The organism is Pantoea sp. X-Soil-OKNW-713 (assembly GCF_059730685.1).
Genome location: NZ_AP035995.1, coordinates 43,026 through 59,634, shown reverse-complemented (window position 1 = coordinate 59,634; position 16,609 = coordinate 43,026). Strand labels below are relative to the sequence as shown.

The window sequence follows — 16,609 nt, the reverse complement described above, 5'->3', positions numbered from 1 at the left end:
AACCGCAGAGGACCACGCGATACATCGCGCCGCTACACTTGAGGATAATCCTATGAAAACGCAGACAATCGCACCAAAACGCTGGTGGTTTATCATGCCCATCGTGTTTATCACCTACAGTCTGGCGTATCTGGACCGGGCGAACTTTAGCTTCGCCTCCGCCGCAGGGATTAACGACGATCTGGGTATCACCAAAGGCATGTCATCGCTGCTCGGTGCGCTGTTCTTCCTCGGCTACTTCTTCTTTCAGATCCCCGGCGCGGTGTATGCCGAGCGCCGCAGCGTGAAGAAGCTTATTTTTTGCTGCCTGGTGCTGTGGGGGCTGTGTGCTTCGCTGACCGGGGTGGTCAGCAACATCCCGATGCTGGCCGCCATCCGTTTTGTACTCGGCGTGGTGGAAGCGGCAGTGATGCCCGCGATGCTGATTTACATCAGCAACTGGTTCACCAAATCCGAACGCTCACGCGCCAACACCTTTCTGATCCTCGGTAATCCGGTGACGGTACTGTGGATGTCGGTGGTGTCCGGCTATCTGATCGATTCCTTTGGCTGGCGCGAAATGTTTATCATCGAAGGGATTCCAGCGGTGATTTGGGCCGTTGCCTGGTGGTTCTTAGTGCAGGATAAACCGTCGCAGGCGAAATGGATGAGCGAGGCGGAGAAAGCGGCGTTGCAGGCGCAATTACAGAAAGAACAACAAGGGATCAAAGCGGTACGTAACTACGGTGAAGCCTTCCGTAACCGCAACGTTGTTCTGCTGTGCCTGCAATATTTTGCCTGGAGCATCGGCGTGTATGGCTTCGTACTGTGGCTGCCTTCGATCCTGCGTAACGGCACGCAGATGGGGATGGTGGAAGCAGGCTGGCTGTCAGCGGTGCCCTATCTGGTCGCCACCATTGCGATGATCATCGTCTCCTGGGCATCGGATAAGATGCAGAATCGCAAACTGTTTGTCTGGCCGCTGCTGCTGATTGGTGCGCTGGCGTTCCTCGGTTCTTACCTGGTCGGTTCCAGCAATTTCTGGCTGTCCTATGCGCTGCTGGTGATTGCCGGTGGTGCGATGTATGCCCCATACGGCCCGTTCTTCGCCATCATCCCGGAAATGCTGCCGCGTAACGTGGCCGGTGGCGCGATGGCGCTGATTAATAGCATGGGCGCACTCGGATCCTTCGTCGGATCATGGATAGTAGGCTATCTTAATGGCGCAACCGGCAGCCCGTCGGCTTCTTACATTTTTATGGGCGCAGCATTGCTGGCATCGGTATGGCTGACGTTGATAGTCAAACCCGCCGAAAACAAAGCGCCGCCGCTGCACGGGGCCAAACACGCCTGAAAGCGTAAGCGAAAATGACTTTTCCGGGCGACGTTGTCGCCCGTCACTCGTTCTACAGGGAGCAAAAGATGAAACCTGCTGTGATTCTTTACAAGAGCCTGCCGGATGACCTGCGTGCCAAACTGGACGCGCATTTCACCGTGACCGAAGTCAGCGATATTTCGCCAGAAAGCGTCAAACAGCACGCGGCGCAGTTTCAACAGGCGCAGGGCCTGCTGGGTTCAGGCGGTAAAGTGAATGGCGATTTGCTGGCACAGATGCCGGCGCTGCGTGCCTGCTCTACCGTCTCGGTTGGTTATGATAATTTCGATGTCGCGGCACTCAGCCAGCGCGGCGTGGTGCTGATGCATACGCCAACGGTGCTGACTGAAACCGTAGCCGATACCCTGATGGCGCTGGTGCTGAGCAGCGCGCGCCGCGTCACCGAGCTGGATGCCTGGGTGAAGGCCGGACAGTGGCAGGCCAGCATCGGCCCGCAACATTACGGCGTGGATGTCCATCATAAAACCCTCGGTATTCTGGGCATGGGACGTATCGGCATGGCTGCGGCGCAACGCGCGCATTTCGGCTTTGGCATGAACATCCTCTATAACGCCCGCCGCCAACATAGCGAAGCCGAAACGCGTTTCGGCGCACGCGCCTGTGATTTAGAAACCTTGCTGAAAGAGAGTGATTTTGTCTGCGTTATCCTGCCGATGACCGAACAGACGCACCATATGATCGGCGCGGCACAGTTAAAACTGATGAAGCCGAGCGCCATTTTGATCAACGTTGGCCGTGGCCCGGTGGTGGACGAGCAGGCGTTGATTAGCGCGTTACAGGACGGCACCATCCACGCTGCCGGTCTGGATGTGTTTGAGCAGGAGCCGGTGCCTGCCGATTCCGCGCTGCTGAAGCTGCCCAATGTGGTGACATTACCCCATATCGGTTCCGCCACTCATGAAACCCGCTACGGCATGATGAGCGATGCTGTCGATAACCTGATAGCGGCATTAACCGGCAAAATCGAGAAGAATTGTGTCAATCCAGAGGTTGTGAAATAAGGCTTTGCACCTTTTCCCCGCCTGACCATTGCGCCCGCCTGTTACGGGCGCTATGGTTGTCCCCAATCAGTCATCACAATGTTTTAACCTGCTATGTCTTTTTCTCAGTTCGGCGACAAATTTACGCAACATTCCGGCATCTCACGTCTGATGGAAGATATGGGGGAAGGATTGCGTACCCCCGGCACCATCATGCTCGGCGGCGGTAATCCGGCACAAATCCCGGAAATGAATGACTATTTCCACCAGCTTTTGCAGCAGATGCATCAGGAAGGCAAACTGAGCGAAGCGCTGTGCAACTACGACGGCCCACGCGGCAAAGCGTTGCTGCTTGATGCGCTGGCGAAGATGTTACGCGACGAATTTGGCTGGCCGCTGACGGCGCAAAATATCGCCCTGACCAACGGCAGCCAGAGCGCATTTTTCTATCTGTTTAATCTGTTCGCCGGACACCGCGCCGACGGCAGCAAAAAGCGCGTGCTGTTCCCGCTGGCACCGGAGTATCTCGGTTACGCCGATGCCGGGCTGGAGGAAGGGCTGTTTGTTTCTGCCAAGCCGAACATTGAATTGCTGCCGGAAGGCCAGTTCAAATATCACGTCGATTTTGACCACCTGCCGCTGAATGATGATATCGGTCTGATTTGCGTTTCGCGTCCGACCAACCCCACCGGCAATGTCATCACCGATGACGAGCTGTTACAACTGGATGCGCTGGCGCAGCAACATGAAGTTCCGCTGTTGATCGATAACGCCTACGGCGTGCCCTTCCCCGGTATTATCTTCAGCGAAGCGCGCCCACTGTGGAATCCCAACATTATTCTGTGCATGAGCCTGTCGAAACTCGGCCTGCCGGGGGCGCGTTGCGGCATTATCGTTGCCGATGAAAACACCATCAGCGCGATCGGCAATATGAACGGCATCATCAGCCTGGCACCGGGGAGCATCGGCCCGGCGATGGCGAACGAAATGATTGCGCGCGGCGATTTATTGCGCCTGTCAGAACAGGTGATCAAGCCGTTTTATCAGCATAAGGTTAGCGAGACGATCGCCATCCTGCGCCGCTATTTGCCGGAAGATCGCTGCCTGATCCACAAACCAGAAGGGGCGATTTTCCTCTGGCTGTGGTTCCGTGACCTGCCGATCAGCACCGAAGCGCTATATCAACGGCTGAAGGCGCGCGGTGTACTGATGGTACCGGGGCATTTCTTCTTCCCGGGCCTGGAACAGGAGTGGCCGCATACCCATCAATGTATGCGCATGAATTATGTGCCGGACGCAGCCAGCATTGAACACGCGGTGCAGATTCTGGCGCAAGAGATCGAAGACGCCTGGCGCGCCTAATCCTGCTTCGCTTCCAGCAATGACAACTGGCACCACTGTGCCAGTTGTCGAATTGCCTGCTCCACTTCCTCATTCCAGCCAAATCCGGCGTTCAGTCGGAAGCAGTGATCATAGCGATGGTCGGTGGCAAAAATATGCCCCGGCGCAATGCCAATCCCGGCATTGCGTGCTTTGAGAAACAGCGCACGCACGTTTAACGCCTGCATTGGCATCTCCACCCACAGTACGTAACCGCCTTCGGGATCAGACACGCGCGTTCCCGCCGGGAAATAACGCAGCACCGCCTGACGCATATGGTGAATCTGATTCGCCAGTTCACGCCGCAGTTTACGCAGATGGGCATCGTAGCCGCCATTACGCAGCAGCTCGGCAATCGCCGCCTGCGACAGCACCGAAGTCCCCATCGTCGAGGTGTATTTCAGCGAGGCGATTTTGCGCATGTAATTGACGCTGTGCACCCAGCCAATACGGATACCTGGCGCCACCGTTTTCGAGAAGCCGCTGCACAGAATGACGTTTGGGCTGAAGGCGCGCATCGGGAACGGACGGCGTTCACCAAAGGCGGTATCACCGAAGATATCATCCTCAATGATCACCACATCGTTTTCGTCGGCCTGCCGTGCAATGTAGGCCTTTTGTTCGTTGGGGATGCTTTTGCCAAGCGGGTTATTGATGTTGTTGAGGCTGAGATACGCCTGCACCGCTTTGCGCTGGAACAACGTCGTCAGTTTCTCAACGTTGACGTAGCCTTCCGCGCCCGCCTCCACTTCAATCACCCGTAGATTGAGGTTGTGCAGCATCTGCAACAACACAAAATAACAGGGTGATTCCACCGCCACGATATCACCGGGACGGGTGGTGGCGCGCAGCGACAGCGAGATCGCCTCAATACAGCCGTTGGTGATCAGGATGTCATCGGCGTTGATGTTGCAGCCATAATCCACCGCACGGCGGGCAATTTCCGCCTTCAACGGTGCATAGCCAGTACCCTTGACGGTATTCCCGAGCAGCGCCGGTTTGCTGTACCCCATCTGACGCATCAGCAGACCAATTTTCTTTACCGGATACAGCGAGATATCGCCGTTTGCCAGGTCCAGCCTCACGCGACAATCCGAACCCACCATCGCCAGATGCAGTTCGGTCTGCTCATCCAACGGTGCGATTTCACGCGGTTGTTCATGGCTGACCAACGGCAACTTTTTGTCGGCCTTGCGTGGTGCCACAAAAAAGCCGGACTTGGGACGTGCCACCGCATAGTGCTCATCCTCAAGTGTGCGTAATGTTTTGAGCGCGGTGGTCATACTGACTCGGTACTGCGTAGCCAGCGTGCGCACCGAGGGTAAGCGACTGTCTGGCGGCAGCGATCCGCTGTGAATCGCCTGTTTGATCTGTTCTGCTATCTGACGGTAACGACTGCTCTGACTCTCCTGTTCTTCCGTCTCACCCGCCATCTGTTCCACCCCATATCGTGCTGATCTGTGCGTATCCATCAGATTACATTCAAAGTAGTTTAGGCTGCATCTGTTAAATCAATCACCTTGCGTATCGGTGGCTGGCACCCAGCCGCGCAGCATGAAGACTGAGACATTCATTCCCAAGCACCTTCGTGGCCCTTTACCCGCAATGTTGCCGTGTTCAAGGCAATAGCGATTTTATTAGCCAAAGGAAAAAGTGAAAAATGAATAATCTGTCCACCATGATGAGAGAAATTGAAGGATATCTATCCCCCGCCATTCTCGCATCTGCTCAGGCTTGTTCTCGCCGTTTGCTCGCCGCGCTACCCGATACGCACCACCCCGAAAACAACCGCGTGCTGCTCGCCTATGGCGGCGGCAAAGACAGCAGCTATATGGTGGCATATGTCCGCTACATCCAGGGGTTGATCTGGCAACAGCGGGGGAGCACTTTTCAGCTCCGCATCAGCACCAACCGCCACGCGGCAATGAACGACAGCGTGATGGAGAATATCGATCGCGTTTATCGCGCGCTGCATATCCACCATGACGACTTTACCGAATGTCTGGTGACCGACGGATTACAGATTCGCCCTTTTTCCCGTTATTTGCCGATGCCGGAAGCGGTACGCCAGCAGAATCGCAGCGATGTGCTGATGAACGGCCACCGCTTCCGCGCCGATGCACGCTCCACCTTTTGCAACGCCTGCAACCTCAGCATGGTGAACTCCTTTGGCCTCGCGGCGCACTACGATGGCGGGGTGGATATGATCATCACCGGCGATTCGCCACAGGAACAAACCGCTTACCTCGCCTGGGCGCGCCACCTCTCCCGGCTGTTTAACGCACCGGTGGCGGATAAATCACGCGGCTTTAGCGGCTTTCTGCAAACCCTGGATGGCGTGGCGCAACGCTACTTTAGCGATGTCTACGGTGTCGATCAGGTTACCCCCGCGCACCGCATCACCTGGCAGCTTGAGCGCGATCCGCTGTTCTTCAATATCTATCAGGACACCGCGTATGAAGCGGGGGCGCACTGGACGCTGCTCACCGAGTTTATGCAGTTCCGCTTCGATGAACTGATGTTCAGCTTCTCGGAATCAGACTGTGGCAACCCGACATTAATGGCCCATATTCGCGGCCTGCGCGCAGAAACCCTGTTGCAGCGTAGCTACGCCGAAGGCGTGCGCGAATATGCACGCTTTGCGCTGGGGTTGATGCAGCAAAAAGATTTTCCACCACAGCTGATCAGCGAAATGGCGGCACGTTATCAGGACGATGCCGCGATTGCGCGTGCGCGGCAGCGGGCAACGCAGTTTGCCGAACAGGCATTTGGTCTCGATGAAACCCAGTTGGTGTGCATGATTTATTCGCCGTTTATCGCCGGTGGCCGCCAACTGAAAGCTTGGCTGCAACAGTTGCCGGACGCGCCGGAAGAAGCGGCGGTGCGTGCCTTGCTGGAAGGCAACAGCAACCATCTGCTGTTGGCACAACAACTGGAGCAACTTTCCGGCCTGACCATCGCGCAGATGCGTCACTGCTGGCAAAGCGCGCAGGTGAGTTCATTGCTGGATAACCAGCAGCAGGATGCCCTGTCGCGCGTGCTGCGCTTCGACCCGCACAAAGCGGTGATTCAGGTTAACAATGGTGTCCTGCAGGACATCGTCACAGAAGTGATTTCCGGGCGTTAACCCGGTAAGGCCAACCGATGAGAAAGATTTTCCTGCAGATTGGCGCCACCCGCGACGGGCAAAATCCGTACTGCGCGGTGGCAAAGCGCGAAGGTTATTTCACTGTTCTGGCGGAGATGGGGGATTTTGTCGATTACCAGTCCCTCAGCCAGACCTTGCCGTTCGATCTGATCGTGCGGCTGGATCGACCGGAAAACCCCTGGGATGTGTTACAGGCGTGCCTGCATGCCGGGCTGCTGGAACATCCACAGGTGGTGCTGGCGGGCTTTGAAGCCTATAACGCCAGCGCCGGTCGGGTGCGTGAGATGCTGGCTGGCCCGGATGCCGGCCCCTGCTTTATCCCGCCGGACAAATACGCGCAACGCATGGCGCTGCGTAAGGCCTGGCCGCGTTTCCCCCAACCAGAGTTTCGCTTTTTTGCCTCGCCGCTCAGTATCCGCGACGCGCGGGAAGCGCTGCTCTACCCCTGCGTGATCAAGCCGGTCGATGGCGGCGGCGGCCTCGGTGTCTGGATGGTCGAGGAAGCCAGCCAACTGGATACCGTGATTAACAAACTGGTCGATACCATGAATTACGGTGGACGTGGGTTCTCGGGCTATATCGTCGAGAGCTGGCTGTGCGGCGACGAATATTCATTACAGGGCGTGGTGGATAACGGCCACGCGGTAGCCCTGACCTGTTGCCAGAAGGTGATTGAACATCATAGCGACGCCGATGGCAGCATCAGCTTTTACGAATCCGGCCATGTGGCAATGGCCGCACAGCAACTGCCTGCGGCCTTTGCCAGCCTGATGAGTTTCTGTTGTGAAACTTTTGGCTACCGTCAGGGCGCTTTCCATATCGATTTCATCGTGGTCAATGGCGAACCGCATTTTCTCGAAATGGGTTTCCGCCTGTCGGGCATGGGTGTGGTGAACCTGGTTGAGGAAGTGACCGGCATCAACTGGGCCGACGTGGCATTTCAGATCGAAGCAGGACAGGGTATGCCTGAGCTGCATTTCAATCAACAGGCGTCGGCGGTAGGTCGTCTGCGTTTGCGCCAGCCGCTGCAATATCACCAGGCAGAAAGCTGGATCGCGCAACAGCAGCGCGGCCAGCTACTGCCACCGCTCAATCTGCCCGCGCTGGAGGTATCACCGCGATCCTCATTGTATGCCGATTTGACCCGCCATGCGGGCATCCTCGCCACCTTCCGTCTGCCGGGTAACAGCCGCGACGACATTCTGGCGACCTTCCATCAGATTCTTGCGGTTCCGTCTTTTGCCACACGGGGGGATTTGCTATGTGCAGAATGATTCTGGCGCACGGTCAGTTTGATGCCGCTGCGGTACTGGAGGCGGCGCGCGCCATGAGTTGTGGTGAAACCGCGACCCATGATGGCCCAATCAAGCAGCACCCAAACGGCTGGGGAATGCTGTGGATCGAGCAGGGAAAAATTCGCACGCTACACGGCACCGGCATGTTTGCCGATGCGCTACCGGGTATTGATGTCGATCGCCTGCGAGGCCGTTTTCTGGCGGTGCATGTGCGCCATGCCACCTTGAGCAAAAACCACGGTATCGAATTTTCGCATCCGCTGTGGCGCACCAGTGGCCAGACGCAGTGGTACATGATGCACAACGGCTTTTTACCAACGGTTTACCAGCAGCTCGGCATGGCGGAGTCACGCTTCGATTCGGCGGAATACCTTGAATACATTGTTGACCGCGCGACCCCGACTGATTTCACCCGCGATTATCTGCGCGACAAGATGGCACAGGTAGCACCTGGCGGCAGTGCGGCCAACGCGATTTTTGTCACCCGCGAGAAAGCCTGGGCATGGCAATGGCATCCCACAGATACCCCTTATCCCGATTATTTCACCCTGCATCACTACAAACAGCACGACCGCACCTTTATCTCTTCTGAACCCATTGCAGCACTGGGCACGGCGTCGGAATGGCGTCGTATGAGCAACCATGAACTTCATGAAATTCCTTTGTCGGAGTGAACAGCATGGCCATTTTCAATCAGATACGCGTGATTAACCCCAAAATGTTTGTGGAAAGTACCTGGCTGGATGACATTGTGACTGCGCGCGTACCTCTGCTGGTACTGCGTAATTTCCTGACCCCGGAAGTCCGTGAAGCGGCAGTGGATGACCTGCAACTTTGCCGCGAGAAGGTGCGGGTGTCGCACTATCCCAATGGTGCGCTCACCACCCTTGGCCCCTACCTGGCGAAGCACACCGCTGCGCCGGAAAACTATTTCACTGAATTACGCGACATTCAGCCCGCTTTGCCGCCCTCGCTGCCCTGCCTGCGCGACCAGGTTTACAACTGGGTGAAACACGCCTTACGTCTGGAGAGCCTGAAAACCGCCACCGATCCCCGGCATGGTGACTATGCGGGTTCGATCGTGCGTTTCCATGCCAACGGCGTCGCCAACCCATTGCACAACGACAACATCGTGCGCGATGCGGCAGGCAGTGGCCTGGCGGTCACCGACATTTTGCATCAACTGAGTTGCGTGGTGTGCCTGCAAGAGTGCAACGCCGGGGGTGAACTGCGCATCTTTAATAAGAAATGGCAGCCGGTGGATGAGCGTTTCAAAACGCCTGGCGAACTGGGCTACCAGAGTGGCGTTGTTGAACATTGCGAGACTTGTGAGTTTTCACCACGCAGCGGCGATATCTATCTGTTTAATCCTGCTTTTTATCATGAAATTGATCGGGTGGAAGGCGATACGCGCATCACCATGGGCTTCTTCTTTGGTCTGACCGACAAAAAGATGAAGCACGCGATTGCCTGGAGTTAACCCGTGGCCCGTCATACGAGGAGATGAAGATGACAACCTATGAAAAATTGATCGCGCAGTTGGAGCAACATCAGGCGAATTTCCGTGTAGTCGAGCATGAGGCCATCGGTCAGACCGATGTCATCAGCGAGATCCGCGGCAATGAGCTGAATCAGGCCGCGAAGGCGATGGTGCTGGAGGTGACCATGCCAGAAGGGGCGGAGTCCCGTTATCTGCTGGCGATTGTCCCCGGTGATTGCAAAATCAACTTCAAAAGCGCGGCGCGTGCCATTGGCGGCAAGAAATCGAGCTTCGCCGCACCGGAAAAAGCCCAGGAACTGACGCAGTGCGTGATGGGAGCAGTGCCCCCCTTTAGTTTTGATGACCGGCTGGCGCTGCGCGTCGACACGCGTCTGCGCGATGTCGGTACCCTGTGGTTCAACGCAGGTGAACTGGAGCGCTCGGTAGCGCTGAATGTGGATGATTATTTTCGTGTAGTCGGCGATGAATGTTGTGCAGAAATCGCCACCCCCGTGACGGCGACCGCCTGATCGCGGCAGAAGGAATTGTTATGTCAGTTAAAGATCTATTATTAGCCCTGTGTGTCGTGCTGGCCTGGGGTGTCAATTTTGTGGTGATTAAGTTGGGGCTGCATGGCATGCCCCCGTTTTTACTGGCGGGATTGCGTTTTACTCTGGTGGCATTCCCGGCGATCTTCTTTGTTAAGCGACCAAACATCCCGCTACGCTGGCTGGTGGTGTACGGCATGACCATCAGCTTTGGTCAGTTTGCATTTCTGTTTCTTGCCATCAAACTTGGCATGCCCGCCGGGCTGGCGTCGCTGGTGGTGCAGGCTCAGGCATTTTTTACCCTGCTGCTCGGCGCGCTATTGCTGGCTGAGAAGCTGCGCTGGAACCATATCGCCGGGATCGTAGTCGCCACCCTCGGTATGTTTATGCTTGCCACTGCCGGTATGGAGGGGCAAACCACCGCAGGGATTACGCTGACCACGATGATGCTGACGCTGGCCGCAGCGCTGTCGTGGGGGTTAGGCAATATCACCAACAAGATTATCCTGCGTAACAGCAAAGTCCCGGTAATGTCGCTGGTGGTGTGGAGTGCGCTGGTGCCTATGCTGCCGTTCTTCGCCTGCTCATGGTGGTTCGAGGGTGAGGCGGCGATAGTCAGCAGTCTGGTGCATATTTCACTGCAAACCGTGTTGGCACTGATCTACCTGGCGTTTGTCGCCACCATTGTCGGTTATGCCATTTGGGGCAATTTGCTCAGTCGCTATGAAACCTGGCGCGTCGCTCCGCTCTCGTTACTGGTGCCGGTGGTGGGGATTCTCAGCGCAGCATTGATTTTGGGAGAAACCCTGTCGATGCAGCAAATGTTAGGCGCTACAGTGATTATTCTCGGTCTGCTGATTAATGTATTTGGCGGAATGGTGAGTCAGCGATTTCTCATAAGAACGTAGTACTGCGCCCGGGTATGGGGAGATTCTGCCCCGATACCCGGGTCAGGTATCAGTGTCATCTGGCATATTTTTTCTTTCCTGACCCGAACCCCCTTCCCTTTCGCATTAGTTGAAACTAAATAATATTATAAAACAATGATATATGAAAAAATGTACAAATTGTACTTTTAATCCGGCACCGTCTGTGCCATTATTCATGAAACAGACGAGGTGTGCTTATGAAAATATCATGTCATCTGCAAAAGAGAATGTCGGAAAGAAACATATCGTTTGAAGTCATTAATCTGGTGATGTCTCTGGGTTCTTTTAGTAATAACAGCGAGAGACTCATATTGGATGAAAAAACACTGGCTCTGGCGATAGAATGCATCAACTCATTAAAAAGACAATTAATCACTTTACAGCAAAAGAAAGGCGCTAGCATCGCATTAACGGATGATTTGCTGATGACTTCTTTTTTTCACTACGGTAAAAAAAATGCTAAAAGTAAACAAAGACAAAATTTTAAGCAATTCAGCTGAAAGCACAATTGTATTACCCGTCCCACCTCAGAAAATTAATCTGAAGATTCACCGTGCAGATTTAAAATTTATTGATGAAATGGCACTCAGACTGGATACATCTCGCTCTGCCATTTTAAATAACATCATTAGAAAAATTCTAATTGAAAAATTAAAATCTGAAGTCACAGAATTTGATAGTCAGGTATTGTTAGCAACTGAGGCTGATAAACTATCACCACAACATATCATTGATGGATGTAATGATCTTGAAGAAAGTTGGATTTTTGAAGTGGCGCGGGAAGAGATCAAAGAAAGCATCTTCTATAAGTATAACAACTTCAAACTGTCAGCGCAGGATCAGCAAACTGATTTATTAAGCAAGGAAGAAATTTATTTAATGAAACATTCTGACGAGCATAACTACTGTAAAATTCTTATTAAAGATAAAATTGGTAATAAAAATGATTAAAAATCAAATTGAAAAAATGAAGAATAACATAGTGAAAGATTCTCGTGAACTTTATGAAACGGTATCTATCAAGTTACCAGCGAAAAGCTATGCCATGCTGGATTTGTTGAGTCGACTCAGCTCTGAACCAAAAACATCACTGCTCACTAAAGATATCTCTGATACTTTATACCGTATCGTTGCTTCTGAAGGTGAAGAGATTGAATTAATTGAAGAGTTAATAAATAAGGTTGATCCTTCTGATTATCAGGAGTCCTTTATTGAGCAACTAATCAACAGCAACATCATTCATATTACCTCAGAGAATGAATAAGTAGAAGGGATTAAAATGCGCCTGGTATACGTTACAAAATCAACATTACATAAGATTGGTGGCATTCTTGATATACCCTATGAACAATCGCTCAAAGCTGGAGAAGCCATCAATAAAATAATAAAACCACATACTAAGGAAAATTTATTCAGTGCCCCAGAGTTGAAAGCAATGGCGAAAATCATTGCAGTAAATGAGATACTTAACACAGAAACAGCAGACAATATAAAACTCATGAACCAGAGAAAAGCTGAGTCTGAGACACGTCTGCAAAGAGTCATCTTCTATCGTGAAAAGCTTATCTACCATTTTTATGAGAATTGCCCAAACCTGCTGTCTGATTATGAGAACTTTTCAATACCCGATGAAATCCCTGAACACAGGATAGATGAATACCGTCAATATTTTATCAAAAACAAAGAGCTTTTTTATAAGGATGAAGCAGCTTACTATGCTCGGGCGAATGCCTTCTTCCGAGTTCATATGAGTCCAATACAAAAAAGCCGACACGCCAATAGCGGTAAAAGATTAGCCTCGAGCCAAAGCCTGTTACAATCTTTCGATGACAAACATGAGGAAAAATACATCGATCAGACACTATCTTTCTTTCAGGAGTACAAATCAACCGTAAAAAAATATGGTCAAGCATCTCATATAAGAGATGATTTACTCAAAAAGAAAAAAATGTCACAAGAAGAATATGACATCATTACAGAATGGCATGTACTTAAAAGCAATACCAAAAGCGAGATTATCAGTACAATAATTAAAATAAACCACCGAAGCGAGCAGTTGTTTGCTGAAGAAGTAATGATCGCATTGGGTTTTAATGGTTGTGCAACCTGCAAAGCGCTCGGTGATAAAGCAGTTGTCTCAGCACATGCATAAAAAACCGCAATCCTTCAACTGGACTGCGGTTGTCGAGGGCTGTGGCAACGCAGCCTGACCCTTACTTCAGAATTTCAATCCGACGCGGTTTCGCCTCTTCGGGGACGATGCGTTCCAGGTCGATGCTTAACAAACCATTCTCCAGACGCGCATCGCGCACCACGATATGGTCAGCCAGCTGGAATTTACGCTCAAAGTTACGCTCGGCGATGCCCTGGTACAGGTATTTACGTTCCTGCTGCTCCTCGGGATGCGCACCGCGCACAACCAGCATGTTGTCATGAGAGGTGATATCTAACTCGCTCTGGGCAAAGCCCGCCACGGCAATGGTGATGCGGTAGTGGTTTTCATCCACCAGCTCAACGTTATACGGAGGATAGCCACCATTGGCCTGGTTCTGATTTGATTCCAGCAGATTGAACAGACGATCGAAACCAATTGCAGAACGATAAAGCGGAGAGAGATCAAAATTACGCATATTAGGACTCCTGAAAATCAGCAAGTTTTGGCAACCTTCCACCATGGACAGGTTGTGCGGCCCGTTGCTCTCCCTGTCGGCGAAAGCAGCGTGACCGTTCCTTAAAAGTGGGCGCTATTTTTTCACTTTCAAGGTTTCACGAGGAATTTCTTGCAGCAATTTTGATGAAATAGCATACACTCAGGTCATTATTCGCCTGGACAGAAAGACATCAACTCAGAGTGATGCTTAATCAGGTGACACACTCCAGCCAGGGCCATGCCATGACTGAAGGGATGAAAGAAGATGATGAAAATGATGAAACGCTTTTTGCTGCCCGGTCTGTTGATCTGTGGCGCAGGTATGACCTCCGGTTGCTCCAGTCTTATGTCTCACACTGGCGCGAGCCAGGGTTATTATCCCGGTACCCGTGCCAGCGCGGAGATGCTAACTGATGACCAAACCAGTTGGGCAATGAAGCCATTACTCGCTATCGATCTGCCTTTCTCTGCGGTGATGGACACCCTCCTGCTGCCGTGGGATTACTTCCGCCATGACGATGACAAATCGATCGATTCACCACGCGAGCGCGTGCTGCAAAGCGAAAAACTGGCCGGGACTCAGGCGAGTCTGGCAACCGCCGCTTCTATGCCTGCGGAGTCGCACTGACGCAGAACAGCTGCCGCCAGCCGTTGATTTCTCGCATATAGGCGATCTTTCCTCCATCCGGCGACCAGACCACCGCATCACCTGACGGCGGCTGGTCACTGCGCTGCGTCAATCGCGTGCATTTGCCGCTCTCCAGCTCGCAGCGCATCACGCTGTTGTCACAGACAAAGCTGATGGCCTTACCGGAAGGATGCCAGCTAAAGGCTGACTGGATGCTACTGGCTAGCTGCGTCACCTGACGTGGTATCCCCCCGTTGGGCGACACCGTCCACAGCTGCACCACGCCGTTTTTATCCGCCATGAGAAAAGCGATGGCACTGCCATCCTGTGCGGCACGTAACCAGTGGCGTGGCTGTAACGCCAGCCCCTGCGTATGGGTAACGCGTCGTTGCTGTACCCCGGACGGCGGCGCTGGCAATGTGTCGAGCGTCCCCTCTAGGGGAGAAGCACCTGACTTCGCGTAATCCGCCAGCGCAGTTGGCAGATCGACCACAAACACTTCCGGTACTTTTTCGCCACTCACTGAGCGGGTATCACCAATAAACGCGATGGCCCAACGTTGCCAACTGCCATCCGGCTTTTGATAGCCGCGATCGCCTATCCAGCACTCCTCGTAGGCACGATCGATTTGATCACTGCCCGGCAGGGGATCACGTTGCGTCTGGCTGACCAGCACACAATAATGGCTTCCCTCATATTCACGCGGATGATGTTTTGACGGGCATACCGGATGCAGCGGCACAGCAACACCGACGTTACGCAAATCTTCGGCCACATCTTTTTCATGCATCACATGATCGTTGTAGGTAAAACTCAGACGCGAACCGTCCGGGCTGAAGACATGAACATGCGAACCACCGCGCAATGCGCCAGGCGTAAAGGGAGCGGTGATAGCGCAGGCATCAAGATTCTCCGCGATCCCCTGCTGCACAATCACGCCACGCCGATGGTGGAAATCGTAATGCCAGTGCGCATCGGGATGTTCCGGGCCGTGGATACAGACATAGCGTGGCGGGAGGTCCGGGCTGACGGTAACCACGCCAACGTGCGCGCCGTCGCGTGCCTGGTACAACACCTCAACTGCCCCGCTTGCCACATTGACGCGTTCAATGGTCAGGCTGGTAAAGGAAGCACCGGAAGGTCGGACATCAAACGCCAGCCATTGGCTGTCGGCGGTCCAGACATTGATATTGGTTAGTTGATGATGACGTTCTGCAAAGGTGAGTTGTTTTTCTGACATGGGGTAGCCTTAGATCCCGTAGCGGCGCGATTTCGTGCGCGATGTAGGAAAAACTCGCGCGATAAATCGCGCCGCTACAGGATTTGCATAGATCAAAGGAGAATTACAGCACCAACTCTTCGATCGCGTACGCCACGCCATCTTCCGCGTTGGTTTTGGTGATGAACTGCGCAATACTTTTTACCGAGTCAATCGCATTGCCCATTGCCACCCCGGTTCCGGCATACTCAATCATCGCCAGGTCGTTTTCCTGATCGCCAATCGTCATGACTTCTGCGGCTTGCAGGCCGAGTTTTTCCGCCAGCATTTTCACGCCATAACCTTTGTTGACGCGCGGATCGAGGATTTCGAGATAGTAAGGTGCGCTCTTCAAAATAGTGTAGCTGTCGCGGGCGCGGGCCGGCAGCGCAGCCACCGCCTTATCCAACAACGCAGGTTTGTCGATCATCATCAGTTTCGGGAAGCGCGTCGCCGGGTCCATCTCTTCCACGGCACGATAACGCACCGGGATGCCGGTCAGGCTGGCTTCGTGGATGGTGTACTCACTGATATCTTTGTTCGGCGTATACAACGAGGAGTGGTCAAACGCATGGAAATGGACGCCAAGTTCGCGCGCCAGTTGCTCGACGTAGAGAAAATCATCAAAACTCAGCGTCACTTCCGCTACGCTTGCGCCGGTATCGGCACGTTGCACCAACGCGCCATTGTTGCTGATGCAATATTGCCCCGGTTGCTGTAAATCCAGTTCTTGCAGGTAGCGCTCGACACCAACAAAGGGGCGACCTGTGGCCAGCACAATGGCAACACCTTTATCGCGTGCACGGGCAATCGCGGATTTTACTGCCGGGGTGATCTGGTGGTACGGGTTAAGCAAGGTGCCGTCCATATCGATCGCAATCAGTTTTATCGCCATAACATCCTCGTTAATTCAGAGTTTGCATCCATGCTAGCGCGAT

The 16,609-nt window shown here is 53.4% G+C and carries 18 protein-coding genes; 14 read left to right on the top strand and 4 right to left on the bottom strand.

Going from position 1 to position 16,609, the window contains the following annotated elements:
• Positions 1–52 precede the first annotated feature (52 nt).
• The 3 genes from AC6I8R_RS00295 to AC6I8R_RS00285 all read left to right on the top strand — a co-directional run bounded on the left by AC6I8R_RS00295 (position 53) and on the right by AC6I8R_RS00285 (position 3,717).
• Positions 53–1,333 (top strand): MFS transporter, encoded by a 1,281-nt coding sequence (locus tag AC6I8R_RS00295; RefSeq protein ID WP_021183672.1) that lies wholly within the window; start codon positions 53–55, stop codon positions 1,331–1,333.
• A gap of 68 nt (positions 1,334–1,401) precedes the next feature.
• A complete protein-coding gene (gene ghrB / locus AC6I8R_RS00290) occupies positions 1,402–2,376 on the top strand; it encodes a glyoxylate/hydroxypyruvate reductase GhrB (RefSeq protein ID WP_021183671.1) in 975 nt (324 codons plus the stop codon).
• 93 nt (positions 2,377–2,469) lie between these two features.
• Positions 2,470–3,717 carry a valine--pyruvate transaminase gene (locus tag AC6I8R_RS00285; protein WP_021183670.1) on the top strand — a complete coding sequence of 416 codons (1,248 nt, stop codon included), beginning with the start codon at positions 2,470–2,472 and terminating at the stop codon, positions 3,715–3,717.
• Here AC6I8R_RS00285 and AC6I8R_RS00280 read toward each other — a convergent pair.
• On the bottom strand, positions 3,714–5,168 hold the full coding sequence (locus tag AC6I8R_RS00280) for an aminotransferase-like domain-containing protein (protein WP_208725475.1): 1,455 nt from the start codon (positions 5,166–5,168) through the stop codon (positions 3,714–3,716). The genes AC6I8R_RS00285 and AC6I8R_RS00280 overlap by 4 nt on opposite strands.
• Positions 5,169–5,395: 227 nt before the next feature.
• On the opposite strand from AC6I8R_RS00280, the gene AC6I8R_RS00275 reads away from it, so the two are divergent.
• The 10 genes from AC6I8R_RS00275 to AC6I8R_RS00230 all read left to right on the top strand — a co-directional run bounded on the left by AC6I8R_RS00275 (position 5,396) and on the right by AC6I8R_RS00230 (position 13,287).
• Positions 5,396–6,862, top strand: coding sequence for a hypothetical protein (locus AC6I8R_RS00275; protein WP_497831774.1), 1,467 nt, complete (start codon positions 5,396–5,398; stop codon positions 6,860–6,862).
• 17 nt (positions 6,863–6,879) lie between these two features.
• Positions 6,880–8,157 carry an ATP-grasp domain-containing protein gene (locus AC6I8R_RS00270; protein WP_021183667.1) on the top strand — a complete coding sequence of 426 codons (1,278 nt, stop codon included), beginning with the start codon at positions 6,880–6,882 and terminating at the stop codon, positions 8,155–8,157.
• Complete coding sequence (locus tag AC6I8R_RS00265; protein ID WP_415175200.1) at positions 8,145–8,852, top strand: class II glutamine amidotransferase; 708 nt, start codon at positions 8,145–8,147, stop codon at positions 8,850–8,852. Before AC6I8R_RS00270 ends, AC6I8R_RS00265 begins: the two co-directional genes overlap by 13 nt.
• A 5-nt stretch (positions 8,853–8,857) precedes the next feature.
• A complete protein-coding gene (locus AC6I8R_RS00260) occupies positions 8,858–9,658 on the top strand; it encodes a 2OG-Fe(II)-dependent halogenase WelO5 family protein (RefSeq protein WP_497831773.1) in 801 nt (266 codons plus the stop codon).
• Positions 9,659–9,687: 29 nt separating this feature from the next.
• Positions 9,688–10,188, top strand: coding sequence for a YbaK/EbsC family protein (locus tag AC6I8R_RS00255; RefSeq protein WP_021183664.1), 501 nt, complete (start codon positions 9,688–9,690; stop codon positions 10,186–10,188).
• A gap of 20 nt (positions 10,189–10,208) precedes the next feature.
• Positions 10,209–11,114: an EamA family transporter gene (locus AC6I8R_RS00250; protein ID WP_497829783.1), complete on the top strand. Its 906-nt coding sequence runs from the start codon at positions 10,209–10,211 to the stop codon at positions 11,112–11,114.
• Positions 11,115–11,332: 218 nt separating this feature from the next.
• On the top strand, positions 11,333–11,635 hold the full coding sequence (locus AC6I8R_RS00245) for a hypothetical protein (RefSeq protein ID WP_497829782.1): 303 nt from the start codon (positions 11,333–11,335) through the stop codon (positions 11,633–11,635).
• Positions 11,592–12,086: a hypothetical protein gene (locus AC6I8R_RS00240; protein ID WP_497829781.1), complete on the top strand. Its 495-nt coding sequence runs from the start codon at positions 11,592–11,594 to the stop codon at positions 12,084–12,086. Before AC6I8R_RS00245 ends, AC6I8R_RS00240 begins: the two co-directional genes overlap by 44 nt.
• Positions 12,079–12,399 carry a hypothetical protein gene (locus AC6I8R_RS00235; RefSeq protein ID WP_497829780.1) on the top strand — a complete coding sequence of 107 codons (321 nt, stop codon included), beginning with the start codon at positions 12,079–12,081 and terminating at the stop codon, positions 12,397–12,399. The genes AC6I8R_RS00240 and AC6I8R_RS00235 overlap by 8 nt, the downstream gene beginning before the upstream one ends.
• 15 nt (positions 12,400–12,414) lie before the next feature.
• Positions 12,415–13,287, top strand: a complete 873-nt coding sequence (locus AC6I8R_RS00230; protein ID WP_497831772.1) for a hypothetical protein — start codon at positions 12,415–12,417, stop codon at positions 13,285–13,287.
• Between the two features lie 61 nt (positions 13,288–13,348).
• Here the strand turns inward: AC6I8R_RS00230 and ibpA are convergent, their stop codons facing one another.
• Positions 13,349–13,765: a small heat shock chaperone IbpA gene (gene ibpA / locus AC6I8R_RS00225; protein ID WP_013507211.1), complete on the bottom strand. Its 417-nt coding sequence runs from the start codon at positions 13,763–13,765 to the stop codon at positions 13,349–13,351.
• A gap of 288 nt (positions 13,766–14,053) precedes the next feature.
• Between ibpA and AC6I8R_RS00220 the strand changes: the two genes are divergently transcribed.
• A complete protein-coding gene (locus AC6I8R_RS00220; RefSeq protein WP_036625886.1) occupies positions 14,054–14,413 on the top strand; it encodes a YceK/YidQ family lipoprotein in 360 nt (119 codons plus the stop codon).
• Here the strand turns inward: AC6I8R_RS00220 and AC6I8R_RS00215 are convergent.
• A complete protein-coding gene (locus AC6I8R_RS00215; RefSeq protein WP_497831771.1) occupies positions 14,391–15,653 on the bottom strand; it encodes a YidR family protein in 1,263 nt (420 codons plus the stop codon). The two genes, AC6I8R_RS00220 and AC6I8R_RS00215, sit on opposite strands and share 23 nt — an antisense overlap.
• A 103-nt stretch (positions 15,654–15,756) precedes the next feature.
• Positions 15,757–16,566: a sugar-phosphatase gene (gene yidA, locus AC6I8R_RS00210; protein WP_021183657.1), complete on the bottom strand. Its 810-nt coding sequence runs from the start codon at positions 16,564–16,566 to the stop codon at positions 15,757–15,759.
• Positions 16,567–16,609: the final 43 nt, after the last annotated feature.

Bases quoted from the DNA above. Each gene is read 5' to 3' on its own strand.
- AC6I8R_RS00260 (WP_497831773.1), top strand. From the start codon at position 8,858: ATGGCCATTTTCAATCAGATACGCGTGATTAACCCCAAAATGTTTGTG.
- AC6I8R_RS00250 (WP_497829783.1), top strand. From the start codon at position 10,209: ATGTCAGTTAAAGATCTATTATTAGCCCTGTGTGTCGTGCTGGCCTGG.
- ibpA (WP_013507211.1), bottom strand. From the start codon at position 13,765: ATGCGTAATTTTGATCTCTCTCCGCTTTATCGTTCTGCAATTGGTTTC.
- yidA (WP_021183657.1), bottom strand. From the start codon at position 16,566: ATGGCGATAAAACTGATTGCGATCGATATGGACGGCACCTTGCTTAAC.
- AC6I8R_RS00240 (WP_497829781.1), top strand. From the start codon at position 11,592: ATGCTAAAAGTAAACAAAGACAAAATTTTAAGCAATTCAGCTGAAAGC.
- AC6I8R_RS00265 (WP_415175200.1), top strand. From the start codon at position 8,145: ATGTGCAGAATGATTCTGGCGCACGGTCAGTTTGATGCCGCTGCGGTA.
- AC6I8R_RS00270 (WP_021183667.1), top strand. From the start codon at position 6,880: ATGAGAAAGATTTTCCTGCAGATTGGCGCCACCCGCGACGGGCAAAAT.
- AC6I8R_RS00285 (WP_021183670.1), top strand. From the start codon at position 2,470: ATGTCTTTTTCTCAGTTCGGCGACAAATTTACGCAACATTCCGGCATC.
- AC6I8R_RS00280 (WP_208725475.1), bottom strand. From the start codon at position 5,168: ATGGCGGGTGAGACGGAAGAACAGGAGAGTCAGAGCAGTCGTTACCGT.
- AC6I8R_RS00215 (WP_497831771.1), bottom strand. From the start codon at position 15,653: ATGTCAGAAAAACAACTCACCTTTGCAGAACGTCATCATCAACTAACC.
- AC6I8R_RS00220 (WP_036625886.1), top strand. From the start codon at position 14,054: ATGAAAATGATGAAACGCTTTTTGCTGCCCGGTCTGTTGATCTGTGGC.
- AC6I8R_RS00255 (WP_021183664.1), top strand. From the start codon at position 9,688: ATGACAACCTATGAAAAATTGATCGCGCAGTTGGAGCAACATCAGGCG.
- AC6I8R_RS00275 (WP_497831774.1), top strand. From the start codon at position 5,396: ATGAATAATCTGTCCACCATGATGAGAGAAATTGAAGGATATCTATCC.
- AC6I8R_RS00245 (WP_497829782.1), top strand. From the start codon at position 11,333: ATGAAAATATCATGTCATCTGCAAAAGAGAATGTCGGAAAGAAACATA.
- AC6I8R_RS00230 (WP_497831772.1), top strand. From the start codon at position 12,415: ATGCGCCTGGTATACGTTACAAAATCAACATTACATAAGATTGGTGGC.
- AC6I8R_RS00235 (WP_497829780.1), top strand. From the start codon at position 12,079: ATGATTAAAAATCAAATTGAAAAAATGAAGAATAACATAGTGAAAGAT.
- AC6I8R_RS00295 (WP_021183672.1), top strand. From the start codon at position 53: ATGAAAACGCAGACAATCGCACCAAAACGCTGGTGGTTTATCATGCCC.
- ghrB (WP_021183671.1), top strand. From the start codon at position 1,402: ATGAAACCTGCTGTGATTCTTTACAAGAGCCTGCCGGATGACCTGCGT.